Genomic DNA, 13,220 nt, shown 5'->3' with positions numbered 1-13,220 from the left:
TCTGGCGCTATCTAATGAGGGTGACTGTCGAATCCGCCGAGATCAGCACCGCGTCGTCCCTGACGTTCGACCTGCCGCCCGCGCTGGCCACGCCGCCGGGGGCCGGGGCCGTGTGCGACGATCAGGGCGCGAGAAAGATCGGGCGCGGCGCCGCCGAGGGCCTGTTCACGGGCGGCGACGTCATCGTCGCTCACGCCGGGCTGACGGCGCGGCGTCTGGGGCTGGCGCCGCCGCCGCGCTCGGCCGAGATGCTGGACGCGCTGGAGCTGTTCGCCTTCGTGCGCCCCGCCCGGTTCTGCGCCCCGTCGGCCACCGGGCTGGCGTTGGCGCTCGGGCGCGAGGAGCCGAGGGGCGCCGAGGCCCAGGCCGCCGCCCTGCGCGCCGCCGCCGCCGATCTGCTGGCCGAGCTGGCCGCGCCCGCCTATCCGGGGCGAGAGGAGGCCTATACGCTGGCCCTGACGCTGGAGCGCGCAGGCTGGGGTTGGGCGTCGCGGGTGCTTCAGGCCCTGCGCGCCGGGCCGTTGCGCAGCCGCCAGCAGCGCGGCTCGGGCCTCGACGTCTGGGCGCGTTTGCAGGAGTGGGAGGACGAGGCCCCGCGCGGCGAGGCGGGGTCCGCCCCCGTCGATTCCGAGAGCGCCCGCATCCGTCTGGACAAGCTGCTTCAGGCCTCGGGTCTGGATGAGACGCGGCCTGCTCAATCCGATTATGCGGCCGAGGCGGCCTACGCCTTCTCGCCGCGCAACGAGGAGGGCCGCCCGCGCGTCCTGCTGGCCGAAGCGGGGACCGGCACCGGCAAGACCCTGGGCTATCTGGCGCCCGCCAGCCTGTGGGCCGAGCGCAACGCAGGCGCAGCGTGGATATCCACCTACACCCGCGCCCTGCAACGCCAGATCGACCGCGAGAGCCGCGCCCTGTGGCCCGACGAGGCCGAACGACGCCGCAAGACGGTGGTGCGCAAGGGGCGCGAGAACTATCTCTGCCTGCTGAATCTTCAGGACATGGTGCAGGCGGCGCAGCTAGGGAACGGCGACCTGATCGGCATGGCCCTGGCCGCGCGCTGGGCCGCCCACACCCGCGACGGCGACATGACCGGGGGCGACTATCCGGGCTGGCTGCCTGGCCTCTATGCGACCGCGCCCATGCATCAGGCGGGACCGGCCAATCTGGTCGATCGGCGCGGCGAATGCGTTCACGCCGCCTGTCCCCACTATCGCCTGTGCTTCGTCGAAAAGACCATCCGCGCCAGCCGCCGCGCCGATCTGGTGGTGGCCAACCATGCGCTGGTGATGACGCAGGCGGCCTTCGACGGCGCCCGCACCGCCCGCGGTCTGAAGCAGGACGGCGAAACGGCGGCGCTGAAACGCATCGTCTTCGACGAGGGCCACCACCTGTTCGACGCCGCCGACAGCGCCTTCTCAGCGTGTCTGTCGGGGCAGGAGGCGGCCGAACTGCGCCGCTGGATCAGAGGGCCCGAGGGGCGCGGCCGTCGCGGACGCGGGCTGGAGCAGCGGCTGGGCGATCTGACCGCCGACAACGAAGCCGCCGCTAAGGCTCTGAAGGACGCGCTGCAGGCCGCCGCCCAACTGCCCGGCGAAGGGGTGTCGGGCCGTATCGCCCCGGCGTCGGGCGAAGTGAACCCCATCGGGCCGATCGAGCGGTTTCTGGTCGCGGCGCTGGAGCAGCTGCGCGCCCGCGCAGCCGAGACCGGCGGCGCCGAGTTCGGCCTCGAATGCGCCCTGCGTCCCGTCGCCGAGCCGGTGCTGGAGGCCGCGCGCGAGGCCGCTCGCGCCATCGCCGCCGTCGAGGCGCCGCTGCTGGCCCTGTCGCGCCATCTCGAAGACATTCTGGATGAGGAGGCGGCCGAACTGGACGGCGCCGCCCGCGCCCGCATCGAGGGCTCTTTGCGCGGACTGGACCGGCGCGCGCGCATGACCCTGCCCGGCTGGCGCTCCATGCTGGCGGCGCTGGAGGAGGGCGGGGACGAACCGGACCCCGATTACGTCGACTGGCTGTCGGCCGAGGCCGCTTTCGGCCGCATCCACGACGTGGCCCTGCGCCGTCACTGGATCGACCCGACCGTGCCGCTGGAGGCGGCGGTGGTCATGCCCTCGCACGGGGTGCTGGTGACCAGCGCCACCCTGTCCGATCCGGCGGCGGAAGACCCGTTCGACCTGGCCCGTCTGCGGACCGGGGCGGCGCGTCTGATCGAACCGGCGCGGACGCTGAAGGTCGACAGCCCGTTCGACTATGCGACCAACAGCCGGGTCATCGTCGTCAACGACCTGGTCAAGGACGACCCGCGCCAGATCGCGGCGGCCATGCGCGAACTGTTTCTGGCGGCGGGCGGCGGAGGTCTGGGCCTGTTCACCGCCATCCGGCGGCTGAAGGCGGTCTATGAGCGGCTGGGGCCGGAGCTGGCGCGGGCGGGCCTGCCGCTCTACGCCCAGCACGTCGATCCGCTGGAGGTCGGAGCGCTGGTCGACGTCTTCAGGGCCGAGCGCGACAGCTGCCTGTTGGGCACCGATGCGGTTAGGGACGGCGTGGACGTGCCGGGCCGGTCCCTGCGCGTTCTGGCCTTCGACCGCGTGCCGTGGCCGCGCCCCGACCTGCTGCACAAGGCGCGGCGCGAGCGGTTCGGCACGGGCTCGGGCGGTCGTTCGTGGGACGACGCCCTGGCGCGCGGGCGCATCGCCCAGGCCTTCGGCCGCCTGATCCGCCGGGCGGATGATCGGGGCGTCTTCGTCATGCTGGACGCCGCCTGCCCGACGCGCCTGTTCGCCGCCCTGCCGCCGGGGACGGAGGTCCTGCGCCTGGGCCTGGCCGAGACGGTGGAGTTGACCAAGGGGTTCCTGGCCTCCTCTTCGTCATCCTCCGGCGAAGCGTAGCGGCGCCCGGTAGGGCGAAGCTCCACGTACGGCGCTCGCGCCTTCAGCGCCGCTGGGTCCCCCGGTCGGCACCGCTGCGCGGCTTGCTGGAGGATGACGAAAGGTGAGATGGGGACGCCATGTCCAAGACCACCCCCGCCACCGTCGCCCTGACTAAGGCCGGCGTCGCTTTCGAACTGCATCCCTACGACTACGACCCCGATGCGCCGCGCGTGGGCCTGCAGGCGGCCGAGGCCCTGGGCTGGGCGCCCGAGCAGGTGTTCAAGACGCTGATGACTCTGGTGGACGCCAAGCCCGTCTGCGTCGTCGTGCCGTCCGACTGCGAGGTCAGCATGAAGAAGCTGGCCGCCGCCGCCGGGGGCAAGTCGGCCCAGATGATGAAGCCCGCCGACGCCGAGCGCCTGACCGGCTTCAAGGTCGGCGGCGTCAGCCCCTTCGGCCAGAGGAAGGCCGTCCCGACCTTCATCGACGAGACGGCCATCCTGTTCGACCGGGTGCTGATCAACGGCGGCCAGCGCGGCCTGCTGCTGGAGCTGGCGCCGGACGAGGCGGCGCGCGCTTGCAGGGCGACGTGGGCGGATCTGACGGCCTGACCGGCCTAGCTCTCGAACGTCACGACCACGCTGCCGGCGGAACGCTCGGCCTCGCCGTGGAACACCGCCTCGATGTTGTTACCGTCCGGATCCAGCAGGAAGGCGGCGTAGTAGCCGGGGTGATAGGGCCGCTCGCCCGGCGCGCCGTTGTCGGTTCCGCCCGCCGCCAGCCCCGCCTTGTGGAAGGCTTCGACCATGGCGCGGTCCTTGGCCTGGAAGGCCAGGTGGCAGCGGCCCGTCGGCCGGCCCTGCGCGGCGATGCTGTCGACCGCCGAGACGAACAGTTCGTCGGCCCAGAAGAAACGTTCGGCTTCGCCGCCGATCGGCACGCCCAGGGCCTCCAGCACCGCGCCGTAGAAGCGGCGGCTGGCCTCCAGGTCCGGCGTCACCAGTTGCAGATGGTCGATCAGCCGGCCGCGATGAAGCTGCTGCGTCTCCATGGTCCTCGTCTCCTGTCAGATTGCGATTCGAACGGGCGGCAGCCTGGCCTGTTCCTGCTGACAGGACGTGTCAGCAGCCGCTCATCCTGCTAAAGCGCGCTCATGACCGACGCCGTCCCGCATCACAGCCGTAAGGGCTTGATCATCCCCTTCGCCATCGTCGCCGTGGGCCTGGTCCTGTGGACCGGCTGGTGGTTCTTCCTGACCCAGCAGATCGAGCGGCGCATGGAGGCCAAGATCGCCGGGCTGCAGGAGGGCGGCTGGACCATCCAGCATGCCGGGATATCCACCACCGGCTGGCCGATGCACGCGCGGGTGACGATCAAGCATCTGGACGTCGTCGCCCCGTCCGGTCATGCGATCGCGGCGCCGGAGATGATCGCCCAGGCCAACGCCTACAATCCTACGCGCTGGGTGCTGGCGGCGCCGGACGGCCTGACCGTCACGCGCGCAGAGAAGGGCAAGACCGCCATCCGCGCCGAGGGCATCCGCATGAGCGTGCACGGCCTGACGCAGCGCTGGCCCAATGTGGCGCTGGAGCTGGAGAAGCCGGTCTTCACCGCCCTGCCGGACGCCGAGCCCTTCCCGCTGAAGCAGGCGCGTCTGGTGCAGTTATACATGCGGCCGCACTTGGTCGGCTCGGACACGCCGACCGATGATGTGGACGTGCTGTTCCGTCTGGTCGACGGCGAGGGCCGCCCGAACGGCCCGGTCGAAGGCTTCACCCAGTCGGGGATATTGAACGCTCAGATCGAGGCGGTGATCGAAAAGGCCTCGGCCCTGCGCAAGGGTGCGGACGCCAAGGGACTGCTGACCGCCTGGACGGCGGCGGGCGGCCGCTTCATCGACGTGAAGGGCCAGCTGCAGGCCGGCGAGAGCAAGGCCTTCGTCTCCAGTGACGCCCTGTCGGCGGACGGCAAGGGCCGGCTGGAAGGCGAGGTCTTCGTGCGCGCCGAGAAGCCGCTGGCGGCCATTGTCGGCCTGGCGGGCGCCCAGCAGGGCGGGGCGCTGGACCGCGCCGCCGCCGCCAGGGCCGCCGCCGCCACGCCGCAGGGCGGGACCGGCGACGACGGTCAGGGCGTGGAGCTGGCCATCCTGTTCCGCGGCGGCCGCACCTATCTGGGGCCGTTCGCCCTGGCCCCCGCGCCGCAGCTGTTCTGATGCTGATCGAGCCGCCCGCCGATGAGGAACGCCTGTCGCTGGAGCGGGCCGTGGCCGAGGCCGTCCGCGCCCGGCTGGCGGCGGGGCCGCGCGGTTCGGTCGACGGCGACGCCATCGCCCTGCGCGCGATTCTGCAAGGCGCGAGCCTGGCGGAAAAGTCGGCGGTGCGCGCCGTGCAGGGACGGCTGGAGGCGGCCGACGGACGGCCGTTGATCGCCTGCGGATCGTTGTCGCAGATGCTGGCGGCTGACCGCTGGGGTCTGGCGGCGCGGCCGATGGCGGAGGCGGATCAGGCCCTGATCGCCGTGCGCGACGGGGCGGCGCAGAAAACGCGGGCCCTGATCGATCTGTCGGCGCGGCCGTGGTGGGGGCGGCTGCTGGCCCTGCCCATGCTGAAGGTCATCGCCGCCCTGCCGGATGACGCCGCCGGGGCTCCGCGCGCCCTGATGGTCTCGACCGAGGCGCCGGGACCGACCGGCGACGACCGCACCTTCTGGGTCACGGACAGCGGTTGGCCGGACGCCCGCATCGTCGAAGCCCTGTCTCAGGCCGGTCTGGCGGCCGAATTTCTATCGGGCGGAGGCGGGTTGAAGCTATTCGTCCTGACGGGCTATGTGCAGGCGGAAGACATCAGGCTGGACGGCGCGCCCGGCGGCCTGACCGGCGTCATCGGCGCCGCTCCCGTCTTCTGACAAATTGCGGCTTATAGACTTCGACTGGCAGGGGATGACGCGCGCATGACCGAAGCGAACCAGGCGCCGTCCGACGGCGCGCCTCAACCCAAACGCGGCGTGCTGGAGATCGCCCCCTATGTCGGCGGCAAAAGCGCCATCGCCGGGGTGGCCAAGCCCATCAAGCTGTCGTCCAACGAGAACGCCCTGGGCGCGGGCGAAAAAGCGCGCGAGGCCTTCGCCGCCGCCGTCGCCTCGATCCACCTCTATCCTGATGGCCGGGCCGACCGCCTGCGCGCGGCCGTGGCGGAGGCGCATGGACTGGAGCCGGAGCGGCTGATCTTCGGCAACGGCTCGGACGAGGTCTTCGCCCTGCTGAACCAGACCTATCTGGAGGCCGGCGACAACATCGTCACCAGCCAGTACGCCTTCGTCGCCTATCAGATCTCGGCCCGCGCCTGTCAGGCCGAAGTCAAGCAGGCGGCTGAGCCGGCCTTCCGCGCCGACGTCGACGCCATGCTGGCGCTGGTCGATGAGCGGACCAAGCTGGTCTATCTGTCGAACCCGGCCAATCCGACCGGCAGCTTCGCCACGGGCGAGGAGATCCGCCGCCTGCACGCAGGCCTGCCCGCCCACGCCATTCTGGTGATCGACGAAGCCTACGCCGAGTTCGTCACCGAGCCGGACTGGGAAAGCGCCTTCGATCTGGCGCGCACCGCGCCCAACATCGTCGTCACCCGCACCTTCTCCAAGCTGCACGGCCTGGGCGGCTTGCGCGTCGGCTTCGGCTATGCGCCGTTGGCGGTGGAACAGGCCATCGACCGCATCCGCCTGCCGTTCAATGTCTCCCTGCCGGGGATCGAGGCGGCCATCGCGGCGCTGGGCGATGAAGCGCACCAGAAGGCCTCGCGCGATCTGGTGGCCGAATGGCGGCCGCGCCTGATCCAGGCCGTCAAGGGCTTCGGCTTCGAGGTGTTCCCCGCCTCGGGCAACTTCATCCTGATCCGCTTCCCGGATGCGAAGCGCCCGGCCTCGGCGGCGCAGGACTATCTGCAGTCCAAGGGGATCATCGTGCGCGGCGTGGCCAGCTATGGCCTGCCGGACTGCCTGCGGGTGACGGTCGGGACCGAGGATCAGAACCGCGCCGTCATCGACGCGCTCAGCGAGTTCGCGGCGGGCTGACGCCTCAGTCGCCGCTGTTGAAGCGCACCACGCCGATCACGCCTGCGCGCCAGACATGGTCGTCCTCGATCAGGGGGCTGTCCTTGATGTCGCCCAGGCGCTGTTCGTAGTTGAAGAAGGCGCCGACGCCGTAGCGGTCGCCGATCGGCACGGCCAGCAAGGCCGCCGCGCCCGCCGCCGACAGGCCGCCCGAAGGCGTGAAGGCGGCGTAGTCGGTGTTGGCCGCCTCCTGGGCGGTGACGCCGTAATAGCGCTGGACCCGCTCGTCGCTGCCGCCGCGCATATAGGCCATGGTCTGCAACAGGCCGATGGGCGTCACGCGCTGGTGGCTGACCGAGCCGTAGTATTCCAGTCCGGCGTCGTCGCCCGTGGCGTCATGCTGGATGCGGCCGCCGACCACGATGTTCCCCGGCAGGCGCTTGAAGGCGTAGAGCGCCGCGTCGGCGCCCAGGTCCGGCCGGTCCATGCCGTCGATATCGCCCGCCGCGAAACGAGGGCGAAGCTGGACGCCCGCATGGAAGCCGTCGCGCTTGATGGCGTTCCAGCCCAGGCCGTCCAGGCCGTTGGCGTAGACGATGTCGCGATAGGAGGCCGAGCCCCAGGCGGTGAAGTTGAAGTCTTCGGCCTTGTCGCCCGACACGCTGAAGCCGCGCACGAAGCCGCCGCCGACATCGACCTTCCACGTCTGCGGCGCCTCGACCGGCTGGAACGGCTGCGACTGCGCCAGGGCGGCGGCGGGCAGGCCGGCGAAGGCGGCGGTCAGGAGCGCGAGGCGAAAGGCGGAGCGGAAAATCATGAGCGGGTCCCAGGTCAACAACTGATGATATAGGGGCCCGTCCTGCAAAGCCTAGGTTTGGGGCGGCAACAAGGCGATCGAAGCGCCTTCGATCCGGCTCTCCAACTGCTTCATGAACTCGGCGCGCTTCAGCCCGGCCGGAATAGGCGGCAGGAATTCGAAAACGACCGTACCCGGATAACGTTTGAAGCCATGCGCCGGCCAATGGACGCCCGAGTTGGTGGCGATCGGCCAGCAGGGCGCGTCCACGTCGCGATAGATGGCGGCCACGCCCGGCTTGTAGTCCGCCGGCTCGCCCGGCGCCGTGCGGGTGCCTTCGGGGAAGATCAGAATCTGGCGGTCGTCGGCCAGACGGGCGCGGGTCTGGCGCACCATGTCCTTCAGCGCCTTGGCGTGGGCGGCGCGGTCGACGGCGATCATCTTCGTCTTCCAGGCGAACCAGCCGAAGAAGGGCAGGGGCATCAGCTCCTTCTTCAGGACGAAGCACGGATCGTCCAGAAAGGCGAAGGGCGCGACCACGTCCAGCATTCCCTGATGCTTGGCGGCGATCAGAGCCGGGCCGGTCGGGCGGTGCTCCAGCCCGCGCACCTCGACCTTGATTCCCGCGATCCACCGCAGGCCGAACAGGACGAAGCGCGCCCACAGCTTGATCACTCCCATGGCCGCCTTGTGCGGCATCAGCAACGCCGGCGACAGGAGGACCGCGAACAGCGGCATCGACAGATACAGCCACAGGGTGAAGAGCAGGGATCGAACGGTCGTCATGCGGCGGCCTTGGCGAAGGGGGACGGGCGAAGCGTTAGGGAACGGCGGGCTGTGGAGCGGTCGTTTCGGCAGGCCGCTCGGGGTGGCGGCCGGTCAGGCGATGCATCCCTTCGCGGCCCAGAACGGCCAGGTATTTCATGTATTCCAGCGTCATACGCCGGGCGGTCTCGGTGGCGCGCCACCAGGACGGCGTGTCCAGCGACGGCGTGGAGACGGCGTAGGGCGTCAGCCGCACGCCGGGCGCGGCCCCGCGAATCTCCATCAGGCTGCGCGGCATGTGATAGTCGGAGGTCACGACGATCAGGTCGTCATAGCCCTTGGACCGCGCCCAGGCGGCGATCTCCTGGGCGTTGCCGACGGTGTTCTCGGCCTCGAAGCCCAGATCGACGCAGCAGTTGAACAGCTTCTTCGACCCCGGCGTCAGGGCGCGCAGCTCCTTGCGGCGAACCTCGCGGTTGACGCCCGAGATCAGCAGGCGGTCGCCCTTGCCCTGCTCCAGCAGGCGGACGGCGGCGTTGACCCGCTCGGCCGAGGGGCCGGTCAGGGAGACGATGGCGTCCGCCCGCGTCGGCTCGGGCGCAGGCGTCAGTCCTCGCACCCGTTCGGCGAAGACGAACAGGCCCGTCAGCCACATCAGCGCCACCACGGCGATCAGCGTCAGGAACTTCATGCCTAACTAACTAGCGACGCCCGCCCAGCTTCGCCAGCGCCGTCAGGCGTGCGGCCAGCACCGCGACCGCCCCCGCCAGCAGGGGGCAGGCGGCCAGCGTCAGCAGGTCCGGCCAGGCCAGCGGCAGGGCCGGCGTCAATCCGCCTTCGCCGCCGATCAGACGCAGCGCGGCCAGCATCAGCGCCGCCAGTCCGGCGCCCGCCGCCCCCGCCCCGGCGGCCAGCAGGCCGAAACGCTTCTGGAACAGGGAGGCGACAGCGCCGTCCGAGGCGCCGTTCAGGCTCAAGGTCTCGATCACCGCCGCCTGGGCCGCCATGCCCGCGCGGGTGGCGTAGGCGATGGCCGCCGCCGTCGCCGCTGCGATCAGCAGGAAGGCCGCCCCCGCCAGGGCCGTGATCAGGCCCGCCGAACGCTCGACTTCGCCGCGCCACAGGCTGTGGTCGTCGACGGTGGCGTCCAGTCCGGCCTCGGCCAGGGCGCGGCTCAGGCTGGGCGCGCTGGCGGGCGCTTTCGGGTCCAGATGGACGATGACCAGATAGGGCAGGGGCAGGTCGGGCAGGGCCGCCTCGCCCACCCAGGGACGCAGCAGGGCCTCGGCGGCCTTGCGGTCCATCGCCTGGGCCTCGGCCACGCCGTCGACTCCGGCCAGGGTCTCGGCGGCGCGGGCGGCGGCGGCGGGGCCGGTCTCGTCGACGCGCGGCCGCACCTGCACGGTCGCCTCGGCCCGCAGCTGACGCGCCCAGCCGTGCGCGGCCCGGTCGGCGGCCAGGGCGCCGACGGCGGCGATCGAAGCCAGGAAGCACAACACGGCGATGACCACGATCAGCCAGCGCTCGCCGCCCGCCTCGCGCGGCAGAAGTTCGGGTTGGGCGCTGCCGAAGCGGCCGATCATGTCTGATCCTCCGATGCGGTCGGGGCGACGGCGGGCGCGATCTGCTCCAGCCGCCCGCCTTCCAGCCGCAGCACGGCGGCGCCGCTGCGCGCGGCCAGGGCCTCGTCATGGCTGGCGATCAGGATCGTGGCGCCCAGCCTGTTCAGGGACTGGAACAGCCGCATCAGCTTCTCGCCCATCGGCCGGTCGACGCTGCCGGTTGGTTCGTCGGCCAGGATCAGGCGCGGCCGCGCCACCACGGCGCGGGCGATGGCCAGCCGCTGCTTCTCACCGCCTGACAGCGTCGGCGGCAGGGCGTCCAGCCGCCCGCCCAGGCCGACCCAGCGCAGCATTTCCTGCACGTCGGCGGCGTATTCGGCCGGACGTTCGCCCGCCAGGCGCAGCGGCAGGGCCGCATTGTCGAAGGCCGACAGATGATCCAGCAGGCGGAAGTCCTGGAAGATCACCCCCATGCGACGGCGAAGCGCCGGAACCTCGCGTCGGGGCAACTGGGTCACGTCCTGGCCGAACAGGCTGATTCGCCCCGCCTGCGGTCGGGCGGCCAGCGTCAGCAGCCGCAACAGCGAGGACTTGCCCGCGCCCGAGGGTCCGGTAAGGAAGTGGAAAGAGCCGTTTGGCAGAGTAAGGTTAACGTCCCGCAGCACGGCGGGCCTGCCCGCATAGCCGAAGCCCACGCCTCTGAGGCGGACGGCGTCAGGCGCGGAATCAGGGTCGGCGGCGCGGCGGATCGGATCGGGCATCGAGTTTCGTATTGGACCGGGGCGTTGCGCCGCGACAGGAGGGGGCGATAAGCCTCGCAGTCAGCTGACATGATACTGACCTGCCCCGCCTGCGCCACTAGCTATTTCGTTCCCGACGAGGCGATCGGTCCGAACGGCCGTCGCGTGCGCTGCAAGGCGTGCGGCCAGGACTGGCGCGCGACCCTTGAGGACGCCCCTCTCGAACTGGAGCCGGAAGCCGCCCCGACCGAGGAGGTCGAGACCGCGCCCCGCTACGACACCTTCGCCGAGACCCCGGCGCCGGAGTTGCCGCGCGCCTTCCGCGCCAAGGCCGAGCGCAAGCGCCGCGTGCGTCAGGCGGCCGCCGCCGGGGCGGCCTGGGCGGCGGCGGCGGCCGTGGCGCTGGGCCTGCTGACCGGGGCCGTCCTGTTCCGCGAGGAGATTGCTCGCGCCTTTCCGTCGGCGGCGGGGGTCTACAGGTCGCTGGGGCTGGACGTGAATACGGTCGGTCTGGAGGTCGAGGCGCTGCGAGGCCGCACCACGCCGCACGACCCTGGCCGCACCCTGGTTTCGGGCGCGCTCCGCAACATTCGCGACATTGAAATCGTCCCGCCGCCGCTGGTGGTCGTCCTCAAGGATGCTGGGGGCGTCGAGGTGACGCGCCGCATCGTGCGTCTGGACGGACCGCCCATCCTGCCGGGGAAGGTTCAGGGCTTCGCTGTCGTCATTCCCGATCCGCAAGGCCGGGTGGCGAAGTTGAGCGTCGACTATCTGCTCGAGCAAGCGCCCGGGCCCGCCGCCAAGGCGCCATCCGGGTCGGTTTCTGCGACCTCGCGCGCAAGGACTGCGGCCGATAGCGCCGTGCGCGAGGACGGCGGCCTGCGCCGCTGAGCCCCTCGACCTTCGTCCAGCCGCTTCGCCTCTCGACTCCGGCCGTGCGAAAAGGGTATCGCCGGGGCATGGCTGACACCCGACCGACGCCCGCCCCCACGGTTCTTCTGTCCCAGGCCGAGATCGAGGCCGTCGTGGCCGATCTGGCGCGCCGCATCGCTCCCCATGTCGATGACGAGACGGTAGCCTCTGTCCTGCTGACCGGCGGCCTGTGGTTCGCCGCCGACCTGACCCGCGCCCTGGCGCGCGAAGGCAGAAATGTCCGCTTCGACGCCCTGTGGCTGGCCTCCTACGGCGACGAACAGACCAGCCGCGGCCGTATCGAGGTCCGCGCGCCCTATCAGCGCTCGCTGGAAGGACGAAGGGTGCTGATCCTGGACGACGTGTTCGACACCGGCCTGTCGCTGGCGGAAGCCGTGCGGATCACGCGCGAGGCGGGCGCCGCCGAGGTGCTGACCTGCGTCTTTGCTCGCAAGCCTTGGCCCAAGCCCCGCGCGCCCGAGCCCGACTTCGTCGGCTGGGAGGCGCCGAACCGCTTCCTGGTCGGCTACGGCCTGGACCACGCGGGCGGCCTGCGCGGCCTGCCGGACATCTGCGCTCTGGATTGAGGGCTGTGCAGGCCGGGGGTCAGACCGGCTCCGGCGCGGCGTCCGTCTTCTTCTGGAAAAACCGATCCGGGTAGGGGTCGTCGTTGAAACGCGCAATCTCCTGCCAGCCCGTGTTGGCGTACAGGGAGACGGCCTCTTTCAACGCGCTGTTGGTGTCCAGCCGCAGCAGGCCGATGCCCAGTTCGACCGCGATCCGCTCCAGTTCGTCCATGAGCCGTAGCGCCAGCCCCAGCCCGCGCGCTCTGGGCGAAACCCACAGCCGCTTGATCTCCGCATAGCCCAGGTCCGTGCCTTTCAGGCCGGCGCAACCGACCGCCATCCCATCGGATATCGCGACCAGAAAGGCGCCGCGCGGCCGGAGCATGTCGCCGGCGTCAGGGTCCTTGGACAGGGCGACGTCGAACCCCCGCTCCAGCCGCTCTGAGAGTTCGGCGTAATAGGCCTCCATACACGCCTGTGCATTCGCGTCCTGCGGCGGAACCTCATGCAGGGTGATGCGATCCCGGCCCAGAGTGGAGGCGATCAGATCCATCGCCTCCAGCAGACGTCGGGGTGAGGCGTGCCGGTCCAGCATGGCCCGTGCCTGCGCGTTGGCCAGCGCCTCATAGGCGGCATACTCCTGCGCGCCTTCGACGGTCAGGCGAACCCGGCGTCGACGGTTGTCGGCTTCATCGGCGTCAATCTCGATCAGACGTTCGGTCTCAAGCGTGCGCAGGAGACGGCTCATCAGCCCGGAATCCAGCCCGAGATAGCGGCGCACTTCACTGACGTCTGTTTTTCCGCCGCCGATCGCGTTCAACACCCGAGCGACGCCCATGGGACGGCCCCTCCCGAGAAAGGACTCATCCAGCGCTCCCACCTCTGTTGTGACGGCGCGCTGGAAACGGCGGATACGGGCTATGGAGTCCGGCATCATCTGATCCATTATTGCCTGACCAAAGTCAGGC

14 protein-coding genes are annotated in these 13,220 nt (G+C 71.0%); 7 read left to right on the top strand and 7 right to left on the bottom strand.

Annotation, left to right across the window (positions count from 1 at the left end; translation table 11 throughout):
- The first annotated feature begins 14 nt into the window (after positions 1–14).
- Together AC52GN_RS13690 and ybaK are read left to right on the top strand one after the other, a co-directional pair.
- Positions 15–2,885 (top strand): ATP-dependent DNA helicase, encoded by a 2,871-nt coding sequence (locus AC52GN_RS13690; protein WP_496527446.1) that lies wholly within the window; start codon positions 15–17, stop codon positions 2,883–2,885.
- 119 nt (positions 2,886–3,004) lie between these two features.
- Positions 3,005–3,478, top strand: a complete 474-nt coding sequence (gene ybaK / locus AC52GN_RS13685) for a Cys-tRNA(Pro) deacylase (RefSeq protein WP_496527445.1) — start codon at positions 3,005–3,007, stop codon at positions 3,476–3,478.
- Positions 3,479–3,483: 5 nt separating this feature from the next.
- Here the strand turns inward: ybaK and AC52GN_RS13680 are convergent, their stop codons facing one another.
- Positions 3,484–3,918, bottom strand: coding sequence for a VOC family protein (locus AC52GN_RS13680; protein ID WP_496527444.1), 435 nt, complete (start codon positions 3,916–3,918; stop codon positions 3,484–3,486).
- Between the two features lie 102 nt (positions 3,919–4,020).
- Between AC52GN_RS13680 and AC52GN_RS13675 the strand changes: the two genes are divergently transcribed.
- The 3 genes from AC52GN_RS13675 to hisC are packed head-to-tail and all read left to right on the top strand — an operon-like array spanning position 4,021 to position 6,932.
- Positions 4,021–5,079: a DUF2125 domain-containing protein gene (locus AC52GN_RS13675; protein WP_496527443.1), complete on the top strand. Its 1,059-nt coding sequence runs from the start codon at positions 4,021–4,023 to the stop codon at positions 5,077–5,079.
- Positions 5,079–5,771, top strand: a complete 693-nt coding sequence (locus AC52GN_RS13670) for a hypothetical protein (RefSeq protein WP_496527442.1) — start codon at positions 5,079–5,081, stop codon at positions 5,769–5,771. Before AC52GN_RS13675 ends, AC52GN_RS13670 begins: the two co-directional genes overlap by 1 nt.
- 45 nt (positions 5,772–5,816) lie before the next feature.
- Positions 5,817–6,932, top strand: a complete 1,116-nt coding sequence (gene hisC / locus AC52GN_RS13665; protein ID WP_496527441.1) for a histidinol-phosphate transaminase — start codon at positions 5,817–5,819, stop codon at positions 6,930–6,932.
- A gap of 4 nt (positions 6,933–6,936) precedes the next feature.
- Here hisC and AC52GN_RS13660 read toward each other — a convergent pair whose 3' ends face one another.
- The 5 genes from AC52GN_RS13660 to AC52GN_RS13640 are packed head-to-tail and all read right to left on the bottom strand — an operon-like array spanning position 6,937 to position 10,795.
- Positions 6,937–7,728, bottom strand: a complete 792-nt coding sequence (locus tag AC52GN_RS13660; protein WP_346519820.1) for a MipA/OmpV family protein — start codon at positions 7,726–7,728, stop codon at positions 6,937–6,939.
- A gap of 51 nt (positions 7,729–7,779) precedes the next feature.
- Positions 7,780–8,493, bottom strand: coding sequence for a lysophospholipid acyltransferase family protein (locus AC52GN_RS13655; RefSeq protein WP_343830358.1), 714 nt, complete (start codon positions 8,491–8,493; stop codon positions 7,780–7,782).
- Positions 8,494–8,527: 34 nt separating this feature from the next.
- The gene (locus tag AC52GN_RS13650; RefSeq protein WP_496527440.1) at positions 8,528–9,163 is read right to left on the bottom strand and encodes a YdcF family protein; all 636 of its coding nucleotides are present in this window, start codon (positions 9,161–9,163) and stop codon (positions 8,528–8,530) included.
- Positions 9,164–9,173: 10 nt separating this feature from the next.
- On the bottom strand, positions 9,174–10,055 hold the full coding sequence (locus AC52GN_RS13645) for a cell division protein FtsX (RefSeq protein ID WP_291782888.1): 882 nt from the start codon (positions 10,053–10,055) through the stop codon (positions 9,174–9,176).
- Positions 10,052–10,795: a cell division ATP-binding protein FtsE gene (locus AC52GN_RS13640; protein ID WP_291782891.1), complete on the bottom strand. Its 744-nt coding sequence runs from the start codon at positions 10,793–10,795 to the stop codon at positions 10,052–10,054. The genes AC52GN_RS13645 and AC52GN_RS13640 overlap by 4 nt, the downstream gene beginning before the upstream one ends.
- A 69-nt stretch (positions 10,796–10,864) precedes the next feature.
- Here AC52GN_RS13640 and AC52GN_RS13635 point away from each other — a divergent pair, with 69 nt between their 5' ends.
- A complete protein-coding gene (locus AC52GN_RS13635) occupies positions 10,865–11,665 on the top strand; it encodes an MJ0042-type zinc finger domain-containing protein (protein WP_496527439.1) in 801 nt (266 codons plus the stop codon).
- Between the two features lie 68 nt (positions 11,666–11,733).
- Positions 11,734–12,273 (top strand): phosphoribosyltransferase, encoded by a 540-nt coding sequence (locus AC52GN_RS13630; RefSeq protein WP_496527438.1) that lies wholly within the window; start codon positions 11,734–11,736, stop codon positions 12,271–12,273.
- Positions 12,274–12,292: 19 nt separating this feature from the next.
- On the opposite strand, the gene AC52GN_RS13625 is transcribed toward AC52GN_RS13630, so the two are convergent.
- Positions 12,293–13,090 carry a bifunctional helix-turn-helix transcriptional regulator/GNAT family N-acetyltransferase gene (locus tag AC52GN_RS13625; RefSeq protein WP_496527437.1) on the bottom strand — a complete coding sequence of 266 codons (798 nt, stop codon included), beginning with the start codon at positions 13,088–13,090 and terminating at the stop codon, positions 12,293–12,295.
- Positions 13,091–13,220: the final 130 nt, after the last annotated feature.

The sequence above is a fragment of the Brevundimonas sp. SS2672 genome (genome assembly GCF_059579685.1).
This window is presented reverse-complemented; position numbering and strand designations above follow the sequence as displayed.

Coding starts and splice junctions, on each gene's coding strand:
- AC52GN_RS13645 (WP_291782888.1), bottom strand. CDS start 10,055: ATGATCGGCCGCTTCGGCAGCGCCCAACCCGAACTTCTGCCGCGCGAG.
- AC52GN_RS13670 (WP_496527442.1), top strand. CDS start 5,079: ATGCTGATCGAGCCGCCCGCCGATGAGGAACGCCTGTCGCTGGAGCGG.
- AC52GN_RS13640 (WP_291782891.1), bottom strand. CDS start 10,795: ATGCCCGATCCGATCCGCCGCGCCGCCGACCCTGATTCCGCGCCTGAC.
- AC52GN_RS13690 (WP_496527446.1), top strand. CDS start 15: ATGAGGGTGACTGTCGAATCCGCCGAGATCAGCACCGCGTCGTCCCTG.
- AC52GN_RS13680 (WP_496527444.1), bottom strand. CDS start 3,918: ATGGAGACGCAGCAGCTTCATCGCGGCCGGCTGATCGACCATCTGCAA.
- hisC (WP_496527441.1), top strand. CDS start 5,817: ATGACCGAAGCGAACCAGGCGCCGTCCGACGGCGCGCCTCAACCCAAA.
- AC52GN_RS13630 (WP_496527438.1), top strand. CDS start 11,734: ATGGCTGACACCCGACCGACGCCCGCCCCCACGGTTCTTCTGTCCCAG.
- AC52GN_RS13625 (WP_496527437.1), bottom strand. CDS start 13,090: ATGGGCGTCGCTCGGGTGTTGAACGCGATCGGCGGCGGAAAAACAGAC.
- AC52GN_RS13660 (WP_346519820.1), bottom strand. CDS start 7,728: ATGATTTTCCGCTCCGCCTTTCGCCTCGCGCTCCTGACCGCCGCCTTC.
- AC52GN_RS13650 (WP_496527440.1), bottom strand. CDS start 9,163: ATGAAGTTCCTGACGCTGATCGCCGTGGTGGCGCTGATGTGGCTGACG.
- ybaK (WP_496527445.1), top strand. CDS start 3,005: ATGTCCAAGACCACCCCCGCCACCGTCGCCCTGACTAAGGCCGGCGTC.
- AC52GN_RS13655 (WP_343830358.1), bottom strand. CDS start 8,493: ATGACGACCGTTCGATCCCTGCTCTTCACCCTGTGGCTGTATCTGTCG.
- AC52GN_RS13675 (WP_496527443.1), top strand. CDS start 4,021: ATGACCGACGCCGTCCCGCATCACAGCCGTAAGGGCTTGATCATCCCC.
- AC52GN_RS13635 (WP_496527439.1), top strand. CDS start 10,865: ATGATACTGACCTGCCCCGCCTGCGCCACTAGCTATTTCGTTCCCGAC.